This window comes from Mycolicibacterium sp. ND9-15 (genome assembly GCF_035918395.1).
Taxonomy (GTDB): Bacteria; Actinomycetota; Actinomycetes; order Mycobacteriales; family Mycobacteriaceae; genus Mycobacterium.
Genome location: NZ_CP142362.1, coordinates 4,801,451 through 4,815,319, shown reverse-complemented (window position 1 = coordinate 4,815,319; position 13,869 = coordinate 4,801,451). Strand labels below are relative to the sequence as shown.

The window sequence follows — 13,869 nt, the reverse complement described above, 5'->3', positions numbered from 1 at the left end:
GGCGGACCGTTTTCGCCTCTAACTTGGTCGTCTGTGACCAACACACACGGGGCGACGATCCCCGACGGGCTGCCGATCGCCGATACCACCGTCGATCTTCTGGTGGTCGGATCCGGCACCGGGATGGCGGCGGCCCTGGCCGCTCACGAGCGCGGACTCTCGGTGCTGATCGTCGAGAAGTCCGCCCACGTCGGCGGTTCGACCGCACGGTCGGGCGGGGCGCTGTGGCTACCGGCGAGCACCGTGATCAACGACGACGGCGGATCCGACACCGCGCAGCGCGCGAAGACCTACCTCGACGCGGTGGTCGACGGCACGGCCCCGACGCAGCGGTCCGACGCCTTCGTGGCCAATGTCGATGCGACGGTCGAATTGCTCCGTCGGAGAACACCGATGCGCTTCTTCTGGGCCAAGGAGTACTCCGACTACCACCCCGAGGCTCCCGGCGGCACGGCCGTCGGCCGCACGTGCGAATGCCGCCCCCTGGATTCGGCCGTACTCGGCCAGTACCTGACGCGCCTGCGACCCGGCGTGATGGAAGCGAAGATCCCGATGCCGACCACCGGCGCGGACTACCGGTGGCTCAACCTGATGTCGCGGGTGCCGCGAAAAGGCCTGCCGGTCGTCGCCAAGCGTCTCGGCCAGGGGGTCGGCGGGCTGCTGCTCAAACGGAGGTACGTCGCGGGCGGTCAGGCGCTGGCCGCCGGACTCTTCGCCGGTGTGCTGCGAGCCGGCATCCCCGTCTGGACGGATACCGCCCTGCGCCGGCTCGTCACCGACGGCGACCGCGTCGGTGGCGCGGTGCTCAGCCACGGCGGCGCCGACGTCACCGTGACCGCTCGCCGCGGCGTCGTGCTCGCCGCCGGTGGCTTCGACCACCAGATGGACATGCGGTGGAAGTTCCAGTCGGAGTCCCTCCGCGAGCACGCCAGCCTGGGCGCCGAAACGAACACCGGCGACGCGATCAGGATCGCCCAGGACCTCGGTGCCGCAACCGATCTCATGGACCAGGCGTGGTGGTTTCCTGCGGTCGCGGCGCTTCCCGGTGCCGACCCGAAGGTCATGTTGGCCGAGCGGTCGCTGCCCGGCTCGCTCATCGTGGACCAGACCGGCAACCGCTTCGTCAACGAAGCGACCGACTACATGTCGTTCGGCCAGCGCGTGCTGGACCGGGAGCGCGCCGGCAATCCGGTCGAAACCATGTGGATCGTGTTCGATCAGAAGTACCGCAACAGCTATGTCTTTGCCGCGGAACTGTTCCCGCGCATGGCGATTCCGCAGAGGTGGTACGACGCCGGAATCGCCCACCGCACCCAATCCATCACCCGACTCGCCGAGAAGATGGGCGTCAGCGAATCCGCGCTCTCGTCGACGGTACAGCGGTTCAACGAAAACGCCATCGCGGGCACCGACAGCGACTTCCAGCGCGGCGCAAGCGCTTATGACCGTTACTACGGCGACCCCACGGTCACGCCGAACCCGAACCTGCGCCCGCTCGAGCAGGGTCCGTTCTACGCCGTCAAGATGGTGTTGAGCGATCTTGGCACATGCGGTGGCCTGCGCGCCGACGACCGCGCCCGCGTCCTACGCGAGGACGGCAGCGCCGTCGCCGGGTTGTACGCGATCGGCAACACCGCCGCCAACGCGTTCGGCACCTCTTACCCAGGAGCGGGCGCGACGATCGCGCAAGGGTTGGTTTACGGCTATATCGCCGCCAACGACGCCGCCGACGGGTAACCGATCAGTCGTCGGCGTCGGCTCTCTTCTCGACCTCATACCAGTATTCCGGTGTAGGCCAAGGGATCTGCGTGCCGCGTTCGATGCCCGCGTCGGCGAATGCGGCTTCGGCCTCGTCAAGTTCCTTGAGCATCTTCAACGCCAGCTCGCGTTCGGAGGCGTAATACCTTTCGGCCCACTGCAAGGCCACCTTCGCGTAGGCCCACGACGGTTCCACGCCCGCCCATTTGGCGTCCTTGGCGGCATTGCGCTGCATCTCGTCGGCATGCGCAATGTGCTCTTGCAGGATCTCCTTGAGCCGCGCTGGGTCGGTGAGGTGGCCGAACGTGACGCGGAGCAACGGATTGTGTTTGAGCACCGGAGGGTCCACCGGCGATTCGTTGGCCCACCGCCGCACCGCATCGAGGCCGGCCGGGGTGATCTTGTACAACCGGCGGTTGCGGGTGCCGCCGGTGTTCTCCACACGCGAGGACAGCAGCCCCAGCCGCTCCAGCTTCTTCAGCTCGGAGTAGATCTGGCTATAGGCGGGGCTTCCGTAGAAGAACCGCATGCTCCACTCGATCCACTTACGGATGTCGTAGCCCGACAGTTCGTGTTCGTACGACAGCATGCCCAGCAGCGCCCAACTGGTGGCGGCCAGATTCGGCTTCGCCTCGGACGTGCTTTGCGCCATTTCCTCAGCCTAACAACGCAGGATCGCACCGCTGGTTCAACTCACCACTGGCTGGGATGCCGCGTTGCGGCACCGCCGACGTATGCGCACCCTGAACACCATGACCAGCTCCGAACTCGACGATCTGCGCGCGGTGTACGAGCCCTTGGCGCAATCGGTGCGTCGACTCATCGACGTCACCATCCGCACCCGAGCCGACGCGGCGACCGTCGAGGCGGTGAAGAGCAAGATCGATTGCGCCAGCGACGAACTCAGCACATCACTGCTGCCCGACTCGTTCGGCCTGCAGCATGCGGGCGACGGCGCGCCGATGGCGTGGGGCAATGTCGTTATCGGGGTACGCAACCCGGCCGCCCCGCCGCTGATTGTTCACCACGAGACGGACGGCAGCGTGTGGGCGGAGTTCTGCTTGGGCGCGGCCTTCGAGGGCCCGCCGGGTCATGTCCACGGCGGGGTATGCGCGATGCTGCTCGACCACGTGCTCGGCGCTACGGCGCACAAACCGGGCAGGCCCGCGGTAACGGGCACGCTCACGATGCGATACCGGCGCGGGACCCGGCTGGGCCGCGCGCTGCGCGCCGAGGCGTGGGTCGAGCGGGTCGAGGGCGCGAAAACGTTCGCCGTCGGTCAGCTCGCGGACCCTGAGGGCGTCACCGTCGAGGCCGACGGCGTGTTCATCCACCCGCGGAACACGCAATAACGCATGCGGGGTGAAGCCGATCAGGCCGCTCGACCGCCCCTGCGCCGGTTGTGCGTATCGGTGGACCACAGGTGACCGCAGCCGGGGCACTGCAGATGCACCACCGTGGCCTGGTTGCTCAGCAGGTACTGCCAGTGGTCGGCGCAGTTGCGCCGGTCCGCACAGTCGGCGCACCCCGCGCTCCAGTTGCAGAAGGGGCACGGCAGCCAGGCCCGTCGGGACCGGTCGGCGGTCGGGTCAATCGGAAGCATTGGTCTGCGTGTGGTCCGGTAGAACGCCCGCGCGCACCAGGTCGTCGTAGATTCGTTGCTGCTCGTCGTCGAGGTCGCGGTACAGGATGTTCTGCGCCAACCGCTCGTGCTCGAGCACGGCGATCGGGTCCCAGTCGTCGCCGAGCGCTTCGAGTACGGCGGCGCGCCGCCTGGCCTCGTCCAGCGTGAGGTCGTACGCGAATTCGAGATCTGCCATGGGGCTCCCTGCCTGGTTCTACAGTGCAAGCGCCCGATAATGCCTTAGGTTTGGCTAACCAAACAATGACCTACGTCACAACGCGACGCATATTCGTGCGATCCGCTCAGGTCACTTAACCAATGCCAACGGCCACCATGCCCGATACTCGTCGAGCACCACCCGCGTCTGCTTGAACAAACACCGTTCCCACAGCACGGGTTTCGGCCAATACGTCGCCGTCGTCCAGGCAGGCCATCCCATGCTGGGCGCCTCAACGGAGATCGCCGCCAACGCGCCACTTTCGCCACCCTGTTGCGGGCGGATGATCGTGGACCACCATCCGGTCGACCGCTCGCGAGGCCGGCTGCCAGAATCAGATGTGGACTTCGATCACCGCGACCCGGATGCGGATACGGAATACAGCCGCGACGAGACCGAAGCCGAACGGCTGGATCGCAACTGGTCCAGCCTGCTGCAGGAGTTGCGCGTCGCCGAGACCGGTGTGCAGCTGCTCACCGGCTTCTTGCTGATCTTGCCGTTCTCCGACCGCTTCTCCGAGTTGGACCAAGTCATGCGCACCGTGTACCTCGTGACCGTGGCGTGCTCGATCGGGGCGACGATATTGCTGATCGCGCCGGTCAGCATGCACCGACTGTTGTTCCGCCGGCATCGCATGGTGACCCTGGTCTCGACCGCGCATACCCTCGCGATCACCGGCACGCTGTTGCTCGGCGGGGCACTCGCCGGGGTGGCGACGATCATCTTCGATGCGGTCGCCGACCGGGTGCTGGCGTGGGTCGCCGGTGGTGTCGTGTTGGTCGCGCTCACCGTGTTCTGGTACCTCGTGCCGCTGCGCCACCGAAGTCCCGGCGACCCCTCATATTGACGTTTGCGGCTCCATCGGCTTGGGAACCCCTGGCCCATGTTGATTCGACGTATCGCGCGCCCGATGCTCTCAGCAGCCTTCATCGCCAGGGGTGTGGAGGCACTACGCAGCCCGAAACCTGCCGCCGACGCTGCACGCCCGACACTGGAGGGGCTCAGTAAACTGCCCGATCCGGTCGGCACCAACGTGCCCTCCAACGCCGAGACGGTGGCCCGCGCCACGGCCGCCGTCCAGATCGGTGGTGGGCTGCTGCTGGCCACCGGCAAACTGCCCCGGCTGGCCTCAGCGGCGCTCGCACTCAGCGTGGTGCCGGGCAGCCTTGGCGGACATACGTTCTGGAGCGAGACGGACCCGCAGCGCAAGGCCGACGAACGTCGTGCGTTCATCACCGACGTGAGCTTGATCGGCGGGCTTATCATCGCTGCGGTCGACACCGAAGGCAAACCCTCACTGGGGTGGCGGGGCCGGCGCGCGGCGCACAAAGTGTCAGAAGCGGTGACCGCCGCGCTGCCCGTGGGCGCGGCCGCAGGCGGCGCGCTCACCGACAGTGAGTTCGCCGACAAGGTCGGCCACGGTCTGCATGTCGCTCGCGAACGCGGCGCCGAAATCGCCCACGTCGCACGCGAGCGCGGCGCCGAACTCGCCGACGTCGCCCGCGAGCGCGGACCCGAGATCGCCGAGAAGGCGCGCAAACGCGGCGCGGAACTCGCCGACGTCGCCCGCGAACGCGGACCCGAGATCGCCGACGTGGCGCGCAAGCGCGGCGCGGAACTCGCCGACGTCGCCCGCGAGCGTGGCTCCGAGTGGGCCGATGTGGCCCGCGACCGCGCTCCCGAACTGGCCGAGACAGCGCGCAGTCGCGCGACCGATCTGGCCGAGGCGGCACGGAAGCAGGCCGAGCAGGCACGCAAACAAGCCAAGCGCCAACAGCGCAAGTTGCGCTGAGGATCGGCAGCGGCGCAAACCAAAGCGCTCCTGAACAGCGCGGTCACCGGTACATTTACTCGGATGACTAGCGGAGATCTCGGACCAGAGCCCGGGCCGTACGGCCAGTACCCCAGCGGCGGCGGACAATACGGCGGGTATCCCAGCGGCGGCGGACAATACGGCGGGTATCCCAGCGGCGGACAGCCGGGCGGCCTGCTTCTACGCTGGCTCGCCCGGTTCATCGACGGCATCCTCGTCGCAATCGTGAGTTGGCTGCTGGCCTTCGCCACCGACTCCGCCTCCAACATCATGGTCACCGGCTTTTTCACCGGCGGCCTGATGTTCGTCTACTTCCTCGCGCTCGAGGCCGGCCTGGGATCGACGCCAGGCAAGAAGTTGCTCGGTCTGCGCGTCCGCGGCCCCGGAGGCGCGCCCAAGCCGACGGTCGCGCAGGCCGCCATTCGCAACTCGTGGACGTTGCTTCCGATCATTCCGTTCGTCGGCGGGTTGCTCGGAATCATCGCGATCATCGTCATCGCAGTGACCATCAGCGGCAGCCCGAGCAAGCAGGGCAAGCACGACGAACTCGCGGGCGGTACGCAGGTCGTCAAAGGCTGACGGCGACCCAGGGCCGTCAGATGACGAGCCCGAGCAGTAGCACCAGGATCAGGCCGACGACCGAGAGCACCGTCTCCATGATCGACCACGACTTGATGGTCTGGCCGACCGTCATGCCGAAGAACTCCTTGATGAGCCAGAAGCCGGCGTCGTTGACGTGTGAGAAGAACAGGGAGCCCGCACCTACTGCCAGCACGACCAACGACACCTGTCCCGCGCTCATGCCCTCGACCAATCCGAGCATCAGCGAGGATGCGGTGATCGTGGCCACCGTCGCCGAACCCGTTGCAAGCCGGATCAACACAGCCAGCACCCAGGCCAACAGGATCACCGAGACGTTGGCGCCCTTGGCCCATTCGGCCAGTTGTGTACCGATCCCGGTGTCGACCAGCACCTGCTTGAAACCGCCGCCCGCCGCGACGATCAAGATGATGCCCGCGACCGGGGGCAGTGACGACTCGATGCACTTGGCGATCTGATCGCGGGTCATCGCGGCGCCGCGGCCGAGGGTGAAGACGCCCACGATGACGGCAATGAGCAGCGCCATCAGCGGGCGACCGAGGATGTCGAAAGCCTGTCGCACCAGACTGTTTTCATCGTCGATGAAGATGTCGGCGAGGGCCTTGCCCATCATCAGCCCGACGGGCAACAGCACGGAGAACAAGGTGATGCCGAACTTGGGCCGGACACGCGTCGCGGCCTGCGTCGCGGTGCCGCCCTGCGCGGTTTGCGCTTGCGCGGTTCGCGCTTGGGCGGTTCGCGCACCGCTGCCGCCGTTGCCGCCGAAGTCGTCGGCCTCGAACCGGTCGGGGATGTCGATGACAACCCAACGGCCCGCGAGCTTCCCGAACAACGGTCCCGCCACGATGACGGTCGGAATCGCAACGACAACCCCCAGCGCCAGGGTGATGCCCAGGTCCGCGTCCAGCAGGTCGATCGCGGTCAACGGACCCGGATGTGGGGGCACCATCCCGTGCATCGCGGAAAGCCCTGCCAGCGCCGGTATCCCGATGGTGATCAGCGATTGGCCTGACCGCTTGGCCACCAGGTAGATGACCGGCATCAGCAGCACCACACCGATCTCGAAGAACATCGGTAGCCCAATGATCGAGCCAACCAACGCCATTGCCCATGGCAGAGCCCGGAGCGAGGCGCGTCCGACGATGGTGTCGACGATCTCGTCGGCCCCACCGGAGTCGGCCAGGAGCTTGGCGAACATCGCACCCAGCGCAATCAGGATGCCGACACCGGCTGCGGTCGTACCGAAGCCGTCGCCGAAAGACTCGAGCACATCGCCGATGTTCACGCCGGCAACCACACCGACGGCCAATGCGCCGAATATCAACGCCAGAAAAGGGTTGAGTTTGGCGACCGTGATGAGCACGACGATGAGCGCGATACCGGCCAGCGCCGCGGCGATCAACTGCCATCCCGACGCGACCGGTTCAGGCAGCTCGGTGTCGGCCGCCAGCACGGTGATCGCCGCGTTCATCGGTTCTCCTGTTCGGTCGGGCGCACAGCGGTTGAGAAAACGTAACTATCGACGATGGCGTCGATGCTCTGGTCGACATCGATGTCGACGCCGTGTTCGTCGGGCTCCAGCGGTTCGAGCGTGTCGAATTGAGAGGCCAACAGTGAAGCGGGCATGAAATGGCCGGGGCGGCTGGCCTGCCGCTTGCCGATGACCTCGGGCGTGCCGACCAGGTGCAGTAGTCCTACATCGGGACAGTGCCGACGCAGTTGATCTCGGTACTTGCGCTTGAGCGCCGAACAACTCATCACCCCGCCCGTCGCGCAGTGCTCGCCCAACCATTCGCCGATCGCTTCCAACCACGGATAGCGGTCGTCGTCATCGAGCGCCTCACCGGCGGTCATCTTCGCGATGTTGGCCTGCGGATGGAAATCGTCCGCGTCGGCGAACGGGACGCGCAGGTGTTGCGCAAGCGCGGCGCCGACGGTCGATTTGCCGGAGCCCGAGACACCCATGACGACGATCGGTGACGGCATTTCATCCACCTACCCGGTTGTGTTTGACATCACACAGCACTGCGGTAAAACATACTATTCCCGAGTCATCGTAGATTAATATGTCGTTATCTACTACAGCAGACATATGAAAAGATATATTTGTGGCGTCTGAACCAGTCGTCGGCGCGTTGCACGACAGCTTGCTCACCGCATTGGGCACGGCGATCGTCTCCGGCGAGCACCCGGCCGGCCAAGTGCTGACCCTCGACGGGCTGAGCGCGCGGCATGCGTTGTCACGCAGCGTCGTGCGCGAGGTGATCCGGGTTCTCGAGTCGATGGGCATGGTGGAGTCTCGGCGCCGGGTCGGCATCACTGTTCAATCGGCAGACAAGTGGAATGTGTTCGACCCCAGGCTGATTCGCTGGCGGTTGAGCGCCGGTGATCGTGCCGCCCAACTTGTGTCGCTCTCCGAGCTGCGCCGGGGCTTCGAACCCGCGGCAGCGGCTCTGGCCGCGCGGCGAGCCGATCCGGATCAATGCCGCATCATGGCGGCCACCGTCTCCGACATGGTGATGCACGGACGCGCCGGTGATCTCGAGGCGTATCTGGAGGCCGACAAGCTGTTCCACCGGACCCTGCTCGAGGCCAGCGGCAACGAGATGTTCCGTGCGCTCGACGGCGTGGTCGCCGAGTTGCTCACCGGCCGAACCCACCACGGCATCATGCCCGCGACGCCGAACCCAGCGGCGATCGATCTGCACGACGAGGTCGCGCGGGCGATCAGGATGCGCGACGAAGCCGCTGCCGAGCAGGCGATGCGCGCGATCATCGACGAGGCGAGTTCGGCTCTTTCCGAGGAGTCTGCAGAGCAGAGCTAGACGTCTCGGTGCGGCAGGACCGCGGCAACCGGGCGTCGAGACAAATGGTTAACTGCCGGCGTGGACAGGCAACCTGTGCTGGCGCGCCGACTCTTCGATCGAATCGAACCCGTGCACGCCGTCACCTACTTCGCCCCTGAGGCTCGTGCGGCGCTCGACGGCCTTGGCTACAAGGGCTTTTGGATGGGGTACTTCGCCGCCAGATCGGCACCGCTCGGTGCGGTGCCAGCCGAAGTGGTGACGGCCGCGTTCTACAACTTCGCGCCGCAGCGCGTCGCGAAGGCCCTGCCCGCGGCATGGGATGTCGCTCCCCCGGCCGACTCACTGCGCGCTCGACTGGAATCCGCGGTGGCCGCGCTCGAGCGGTACGGCGTCGGGCACGGCGATGACGTGGCGATCGCAGCGGACTTGCTCGCCAAGGCCGCCCGCACCGCCGCGATGGAGGGCCGCGTCTTGTTCGCGGCCAACGCTGCACTGCCGTGGCCGGACGAACCGCTGGCCAAACTGTGGCACGCCACCACTCTGCTGCGCGAACAGCGCGGCGACAGCCATGTCACGTTGCTCGTCGGGCACGGGATATCGGGGCGCGAGAGCAACGTCCTGCACGCCGCGGCGGGCCGGGTGCGCAGGGAGATGATCATGCGCAGCCGCGACTACGATGACGAACAGTGGCGAACGTACCGGGACCGGCTTGTCGGTCGCGGCCTGCTCGAGGGTGACGGTCTCACCGACGCCGGCCGCGAACTCAAGCAGCAGATCGAGGACGGTACCGACACGCTCGCGCTGCCTGTCCTCGACGCGTTGGACGATCACGAGGTCGAGGCTCTGTTTCGCGCACTGACCCCGATCGCCCGCAAGGTGGTCGCCGGCGGCGACCTGCCGGCCGCGACGCCGATGGGCCTGAGCCGCAACGACCTCGACGACGACAGCGCCCACCTCACTTAGGTTTCCTTGCGCGAGCGTGCGCGTCTGTTCACGACACGCCGCGGTCTGACAGCATTTTGCGCACGCTCGCGGCACGCTGGGTGTCGTGATGGTGCTCAAGTCGGTGATGCTGTTCGTCCTCGCGGCGGTGCTCGAGATCGGCGGCGCGTGGCTGGTGTGGCAAGGCGTGCGCGAGCACCGCGGTTGGTGGTGGATCGGTGCGGGCGCGATGGCGCTCGGCGCTTACGGTTTCGTCGCCGCGTTCCAGCCCGACGCCCATTTCGGCCGGGTGTTGGCGGCGTACGGCGGGGGCTTCATCGCCGGGTCACTCGCCTGGGGCATGGTTGCCGACGGCTTCCGGCCGGACCGCTGGGACGTCACGGGCGCACTGATTTGTCTTACCGGCGTCGGGCTGATCATGTACGCACCGCGGTGACGCACGCTCAGTGCGCTGCGAGCGTGCGCGACGCGCTGTAATTGCGCGGCGTGTCGTGCGCTGGGCCCACCGCGCAGCGCGGGGACACGCACGCTCGCGCAAAAGACTACGGTTGGTTGCGGTTCCACTCCAACCAGCCCACGCCCTTGCGACCGTCGGCCGTCGTCACGGTCGCCCAAGCGCGCGGGAAGTGACTGACCCTGCCGTCGGATGACGTCAACAGGACCGGCGCGTGGCCCCGTACCTCAGCCGTCGCGGTGATGTCACCGGGGGCCATGGTCAACGTCGTCCGCACCGGTAAACCATTGTCTGCGAATGCCTCTCGTGCCGTGACGGCCTGCAGCTCGATCAGCGGTTCGCCGGGCGACTGCACATAACCGATACCGAGCGGCGGTGCGCCGGGTATGCGGATATCCACTCCGTGCAGGTGGGTGCCGTCGTCCAGGTGCAACGCGCTCCACACCCAGTCCATCGCCCACCAGTCGCGCACCCCCCAGGAATGGTCACGCTGGCCGGGCACATCGGTGAACGTGAACTCATGCCCGTCGACGGTGACGGTGCCCGACACCGTGCACGGAATCTCGTAGCGGGGGGTGATCCGGTACAGGTACGGCGCGCCCGCCGTGGCCCACGCCAGTTCCATCGACACGTCGACCGGCCGTCCGGGCTCATTGCGCAACAGCCCGGCCGGATCGTCATAGGCCTGTCCGCGCCCGCGCATCGTGACGCGATAGGTCTTGAGCGGTTGCGTAGCGGTGAGCACGAGTTCGATGTCACCGGTGCCCTCGAAGTCGAGCAGCGCATAGGTCGGAATGCCCGGACCGCAGACCAGACCGTTGACCCACGACGTCGTCAAGTTTGGATAGAGCCCGAGCCGCACCCATCCGCCGATCTCCTGCTGTGGATCGACGAAGTCGTAGTACCAGCTCTCGTTCCACAGCGGCTCATCCCCGGGAGGGTGGTCACCCTCGTCGTCGGCTGAAGGTGCAAGCGGTTCGGGCGCAACCGGTTTCGGGAGTATACTCAGCGCGTCGACGTCGAGCACATGCTCACAGTGGCGCTGCAGCATCGTCATGAACATCTCGTCGCCGCGGTCGGTGCGCTCGACGAGCATCGAGGAGATGATCGCCATCATCACCCCGGCGAACGTCTGCCTGCGCACCCCCTCCCGCACGTCGTCGAGGCTGATCGGCGCGTCCGGCCCGAGCGCCCGGTGATAGGCACTCAGCAGCGCGTCGTAGTGCTCGCGACGCACCTCGACGGGCAGCGCGCAGCCGAGAAAGTACGCCACATCCGTCATCGCCGGACCCCATGTGACCGTCTGCCAATCGACCACGGTCAGCGGCCGGTCGGCGCCGGGTTGACCGAACAGCATGTTGTCGAGCCGGTAGTCGCCGTGCACCAACCCCTTGATCCGGCCCTCCCCGGACTCCGCAGCCAGATAGTCGTCGAAGCCGGCGACCAGTCGTTCGCACACCGCTCGGTGCTCGGGTGCGATCTGGTCGGCGTAACGCTCGGCGAACCCGGCATACAACCCCGCTATCAGCGCCTGGTTGACCGGGGCATCGCGGTTGAGCCACTCGGCGCTGGCCACCGCTGGATCGCCGAGCAGCGGGCCGTGCAGACGGCCGAGCTCGGACAACGCCAGAAGGGCCTGTTCGACTGAGGCGCCGCGGATTTCGTCGCCGACGATCGCCGGACCGGCGTCGCCGAGCAACAGATGGAATGCTCCGGTCTCGTCGTTGAACGCAAAGGAGTAGCACGGTGCCACCGGCCCGCCGATGCGCGGCGCGATGTCGGTGTAGAACCGCACCTCGCGTTCGTACAGGCCGAGCGCCAACCCGGTCTGCCTACTCACCGGGTCGGTCGCGGCCACCTTGAGCACGACCGACCTCGGCCCGTCGGCGCCGTTCGCGTACGTCAGCGTGACGCGGTAGCACTCGCTCATCTGACCGGTGCCGATGCGGTCGTAGGAGAACTCAGCGACCGGCGCGCCGATCGACGACGTCAGCCAGTCGGCAGTCAGGTCTGCCGGCCGCTCGATGACATTAGTGGTGGGCATTCGTCACCTCCGTGTGATATCTCGGTGGGACGGTCCCCACTATCGCGCGGCCAGCGAAAAGCCTTCCCACGCCTCCCGGCGGGCGGCGTGCGGGTCGTATTCGATGCGCGGGCGATGATCAAACACTCGCACGGCACGGTCGGCGCCGGTGTAGGTGGGCCAGTCGGCACCGGGCACACCGGTGCGGGCGAACTCGCGCCAACGGCGTTGCACGTCGTCGCTGACACGCAGTGCGGTTCGGCGGTCACCTGCCGCGGTGAGCAGTCGACCCATTCTCGTGCGGTACACGTCGAACACCGCGAGCAGTTCGGTGGCGTGCGTGGCGCCGAGGCCCGACCAGCGCAGTGGGCGCGGCGCGTAATCGTAGCGGTACAGGTGGGTCGGCGCATGCCTGTTGTGTGCCTCGGCGATCTGCCAGGCGGCCGAGCCGAATGCGAAGTCGCTGCCGAACTGGCTGCATGCCTTCGGGTCCGGATAACCCGGATACGCCGCGGTGATCCTTTCGCGCTCTTCGGGTTTCGCTTGGGCGAGCAGCCGCTCGATCATCGGCTCCGACATGGGCAGCAGCTTCAGGAAGCGGCCGAACAGGTTGGCCTCCTCGGCATTCGTGCCGACGATGAGCGGAAGCCGGTGTGCCTTACCGCTGCGCATCGCATCCACTGGGTCCAGCGGCAGATAGTCGGTTCCGCTGGTGGGCCCGGCCGCGAACGCGCCGAGCATTTCGCGCTGGCCCTGTTTGATGAGCCGTTCGAACGCGTTCACCAGGTCGCCCGGGCGGACCGCCATCACCGCGTCGGCGCCGTCGTCCTTCCCAGCGCCGAGCAACTTCGCGAACCTCGACGCGTACTGGGCCGCGACCTCTGGGGTGCGCACCATCCCCGCGGCAGGGCTTTCCGAAATCGCTTGAGCGAAGAGTCCTTTCGCCGCCGGCACGGCGAGCAGCGTGGCCACCGCGTGCGCACCTGCGCTCTCGCCGAAGATCGTCACGTTGTCGGGGTCGCCGCCGAACACCTCGATGTTGTCGCGTACCCAGCGCAGCGCCATCACCAAGTCACGCAGGTACAAGTTGTCGTCGATGGGGATATTCGTGGTCGACAACGACGACAGGTCCAGACACCCCAACGCGCCCAACCGGTAGTTGACCGAGACGTACACACAACCGCTGCGGGCCAGCGCCGCCCCGTCGTAGATGGGCGTGGCCGAACTGCCCATGAAGTACCCGCCGCCGTGGATGAAGACCATGACGGGCAGTGCCGACTTTCCGGGCGATTCCGACCGCTTCATCGGGCTCACCACGTTGAGCGTCAGGCAATCCTCGCCCGTCGGCTGGTACTTACCGGGCGCCAGGATCGTGTACATGCGTTGTTGAGGCGCGCAATTGCCGTAACCGTGGCAGTGGCGCACGCCGCGCCATGGCTGCACGGGCTGGGGGGCACGCAGCCGCAGCCGGCCCACCGGAGGGCGTGCGTACGGGATGGCTCGCCAGCGGTGCACGCCGTCGCGGGTGAAACCCTCGACCGTGCCGGAGGTGATCGTTGCGCGGACGGTGTGTTCGTGCATCACCCGACGTTAGCAATGGTTTCCGGCCGCGCCTGGGCAGGGATTGCGTG

At 67.0% G+C, this 13,869-nt stretch carries 15 protein-coding genes; 8 read left to right on the top strand and 7 right to left on the bottom strand.

Going from position 1 to position 13,869, the window contains the following annotated elements; translation table 11 throughout:
- Positions 1–33 precede the first annotated feature (33 nt).
- Positions 34–1,737, top strand: coding sequence for a 3-ketosteroid-delta-1-dehydrogenase (locus QGN32_RS22795; protein ID WP_326546429.1), 1,704 nt, complete (start codon positions 34–36; stop codon positions 1,735–1,737).
- Positions 1,738–1,741: 4 nt separating this feature from the next.
- On the opposite strand, the gene QGN32_RS22790 is transcribed toward QGN32_RS22795, so the two are convergent.
- Positions 1,742–2,410 (bottom strand): PadR family transcriptional regulator, encoded by a 669-nt coding sequence (locus QGN32_RS22790; RefSeq protein WP_326546428.1) that lies wholly within the window; start codon positions 2,408–2,410, stop codon positions 1,742–1,744.
- A 100-nt stretch (positions 2,411–2,510) separates the two neighbouring features.
- Here QGN32_RS22790 and QGN32_RS22785 point away from each other — a divergent pair, with 100 nt between their 5' ends.
- Positions 2,511–3,110, top strand: coding sequence for a PaaI family thioesterase (locus QGN32_RS22785; RefSeq protein ID WP_326546427.1), 600 nt, complete (start codon positions 2,511–2,513; stop codon positions 3,108–3,110).
- A 237-nt stretch (positions 3,111–3,347) separates the two neighbouring features.
- Here the strand turns inward: QGN32_RS22785 and QGN32_RS22780 are convergent, their stop codons facing one another.
- Positions 3,348–3,578: a DUF6400 family protein gene (locus QGN32_RS22780; RefSeq protein ID WP_326546426.1), complete on the bottom strand. Its 231-nt coding sequence runs from the start codon at positions 3,576–3,578 to the stop codon at positions 3,348–3,350.
- A 111-nt stretch (positions 3,579–3,689) separates the two neighbouring features.
- Entirely contained in the window at positions 3,690–3,821 is a 132-nt protein-coding gene (locus QGN32_RS22775) for a hypothetical protein (protein WP_326546425.1), read from the bottom strand.
- A 118-nt stretch (positions 3,822–3,939) separates the two neighbouring features.
- On the opposite strand from QGN32_RS22775, the gene QGN32_RS22770 reads away from it, so the two are divergent.
- The 3 genes from QGN32_RS22770 to QGN32_RS22760 all read left to right on the top strand — a co-directional run bounded on the left by QGN32_RS22770 (position 3,940) and on the right by QGN32_RS22760 (position 5,991).
- The gene (locus QGN32_RS22770; protein ID WP_326549216.1) at positions 3,940–4,446 is read left to right on the top strand and encodes a DUF6328 family protein; all 507 of its coding nucleotides are present in this window, start codon (positions 3,940–3,942) and stop codon (positions 4,444–4,446) included.
- Between the two features lie 36 nt (positions 4,447–4,482).
- Positions 4,483–5,391 carry a DoxX family protein gene (locus QGN32_RS22765; RefSeq protein ID WP_326546424.1) on the top strand — a complete coding sequence of 303 codons (909 nt, stop codon included), beginning with the start codon at positions 4,483–4,485 and terminating at the stop codon, positions 5,389–5,391.
- 63 nt (positions 5,392–5,454) lie between these two features.
- Entirely contained in the window at positions 5,455–5,991 is a 537-nt protein-coding gene (locus QGN32_RS22760) for an RDD family protein (protein WP_326546423.1), read from the top strand.
- Positions 5,992–6,007: 16 nt separating this feature from the next.
- On the opposite strand, the gene QGN32_RS22755 is transcribed toward QGN32_RS22760, so the two are convergent.
- Together QGN32_RS22755 and QGN32_RS22750 are read right to left on the bottom strand one after the other, a co-directional pair.
- Complete coding sequence (locus QGN32_RS22755) at positions 6,008–7,483, bottom strand: GntP family permease (RefSeq protein ID WP_326546422.1); 1,476 nt, start codon at positions 7,481–7,483, stop codon at positions 6,008–6,010.
- The gene (locus QGN32_RS22750) at positions 7,480–7,998 is read right to left on the bottom strand and encodes a gluconokinase (RefSeq protein WP_326546421.1); all 519 of its coding nucleotides are present in this window, start codon (positions 7,996–7,998) and stop codon (positions 7,480–7,482) included. The genes QGN32_RS22755 and QGN32_RS22750 overlap by 4 nt, the downstream gene beginning before the upstream one ends.
- 122 nt (positions 7,999–8,120) lie before the next feature.
- Here QGN32_RS22750 and QGN32_RS22745 point away from each other — a divergent pair, with 122 nt between their 5' ends.
- The 3 genes from QGN32_RS22745 (at position 8,121) to QGN32_RS22735 (ending at position 10,197) form a co-directional block, all read left to right on the top strand.
- Positions 8,121–8,837 carry a FadR/GntR family transcriptional regulator gene (locus QGN32_RS22745; protein ID WP_326546420.1) on the top strand — a complete coding sequence of 239 codons (717 nt, stop codon included), beginning with the start codon at positions 8,121–8,123 and terminating at the stop codon, positions 8,835–8,837.
- 60 nt (positions 8,838–8,897) lie between these two features.
- A complete protein-coding gene (locus QGN32_RS22740; RefSeq protein WP_326546419.1) occupies positions 8,898–9,782 on the top strand; it encodes an SCO6745 family protein in 885 nt (294 codons plus the stop codon).
- Between the two features lie 88 nt (positions 9,783–9,870).
- Complete coding sequence (locus QGN32_RS22735) at positions 9,871–10,197, top strand: YnfA family protein (protein ID WP_326549215.1); 327 nt, start codon at positions 9,871–9,873, stop codon at positions 10,195–10,197.
- Positions 10,198–10,303: 106 nt separating this feature from the next.
- Here the strand turns inward: QGN32_RS22735 and QGN32_RS22730 are convergent, their stop codons facing one another.
- Positions 10,304–12,259: a DUF7064 domain-containing protein gene (locus QGN32_RS22730; RefSeq protein WP_326546418.1), complete on the bottom strand. Its 1,956-nt coding sequence runs from the start codon at positions 12,257–12,259 to the stop codon at positions 10,304–10,306.
- Positions 12,260–12,298: 39 nt separating this feature from the next.
- Positions 12,299–13,819 carry a carboxylesterase/lipase family protein gene (locus tag QGN32_RS22725; RefSeq protein WP_326546417.1) on the bottom strand — a complete coding sequence of 507 codons (1,521 nt, stop codon included), beginning with the start codon at positions 13,817–13,819 and terminating at the stop codon, positions 12,299–12,301.
- Positions 13,820–13,869 lie beyond the last annotated feature (50 nt).

Bases quoted from the DNA above. Each gene is read 5' to 3' on its own strand.
- QGN32_RS22725 (WP_326546417.1), bottom strand. From the start codon at position 13,819: ATGCACGAACACACCGTCCGCGCAACGATCACCTCCGGCACGGTCGAG.
- QGN32_RS22775 (WP_326546425.1), bottom strand. From the start codon at position 3,821: ATGGGATGGCCTGCCTGGACGACGGCGACGTATTGGCCGAAACCCGTG.
- QGN32_RS22760 (WP_326546423.1), top strand. From the start codon at position 5,455: ATGACTAGCGGAGATCTCGGACCAGAGCCCGGGCCGTACGGCCAGTAC.
- QGN32_RS22750 (WP_326546421.1), bottom strand. From the start codon at position 7,998: ATGCCGTCACCGATCGTCGTCATGGGTGTCTCGGGCTCCGGCAAATCG.
- QGN32_RS22735 (WP_326549215.1), top strand. From the start codon at position 9,871: ATGGTGCTCAAGTCGGTGATGCTGTTCGTCCTCGCGGCGGTGCTCGAG.
- QGN32_RS22785 (WP_326546427.1), top strand. From the start codon at position 2,511: ATGACCAGCTCCGAACTCGACGATCTGCGCGCGGTGTACGAGCCCTTG.
- QGN32_RS22765 (WP_326546424.1), top strand. From the start codon at position 4,483: ATGTTGATTCGACGTATCGCGCGCCCGATGCTCTCAGCAGCCTTCATC.
- QGN32_RS22790 (WP_326546428.1), bottom strand. From the start codon at position 2,410: ATGGCGCAAAGCACGTCCGAGGCGAAGCCGAATCTGGCCGCCACCAGT.
- QGN32_RS22755 (WP_326546422.1), bottom strand. From the start codon at position 7,483: ATGAACGCGGCGATCACCGTGCTGGCGGCCGACACCGAGCTGCCTGAA.
- QGN32_RS22730 (WP_326546418.1), bottom strand. From the start codon at position 12,259: ATGCCCACCACTAATGTCATCGAGCGGCCGGCAGACCTGACTGCCGAC.
- QGN32_RS22780 (WP_326546426.1), bottom strand. From the start codon at position 3,578: ATGGCAGATCTCGAATTCGCGTACGACCTCACGCTGGACGAGGCCAGG.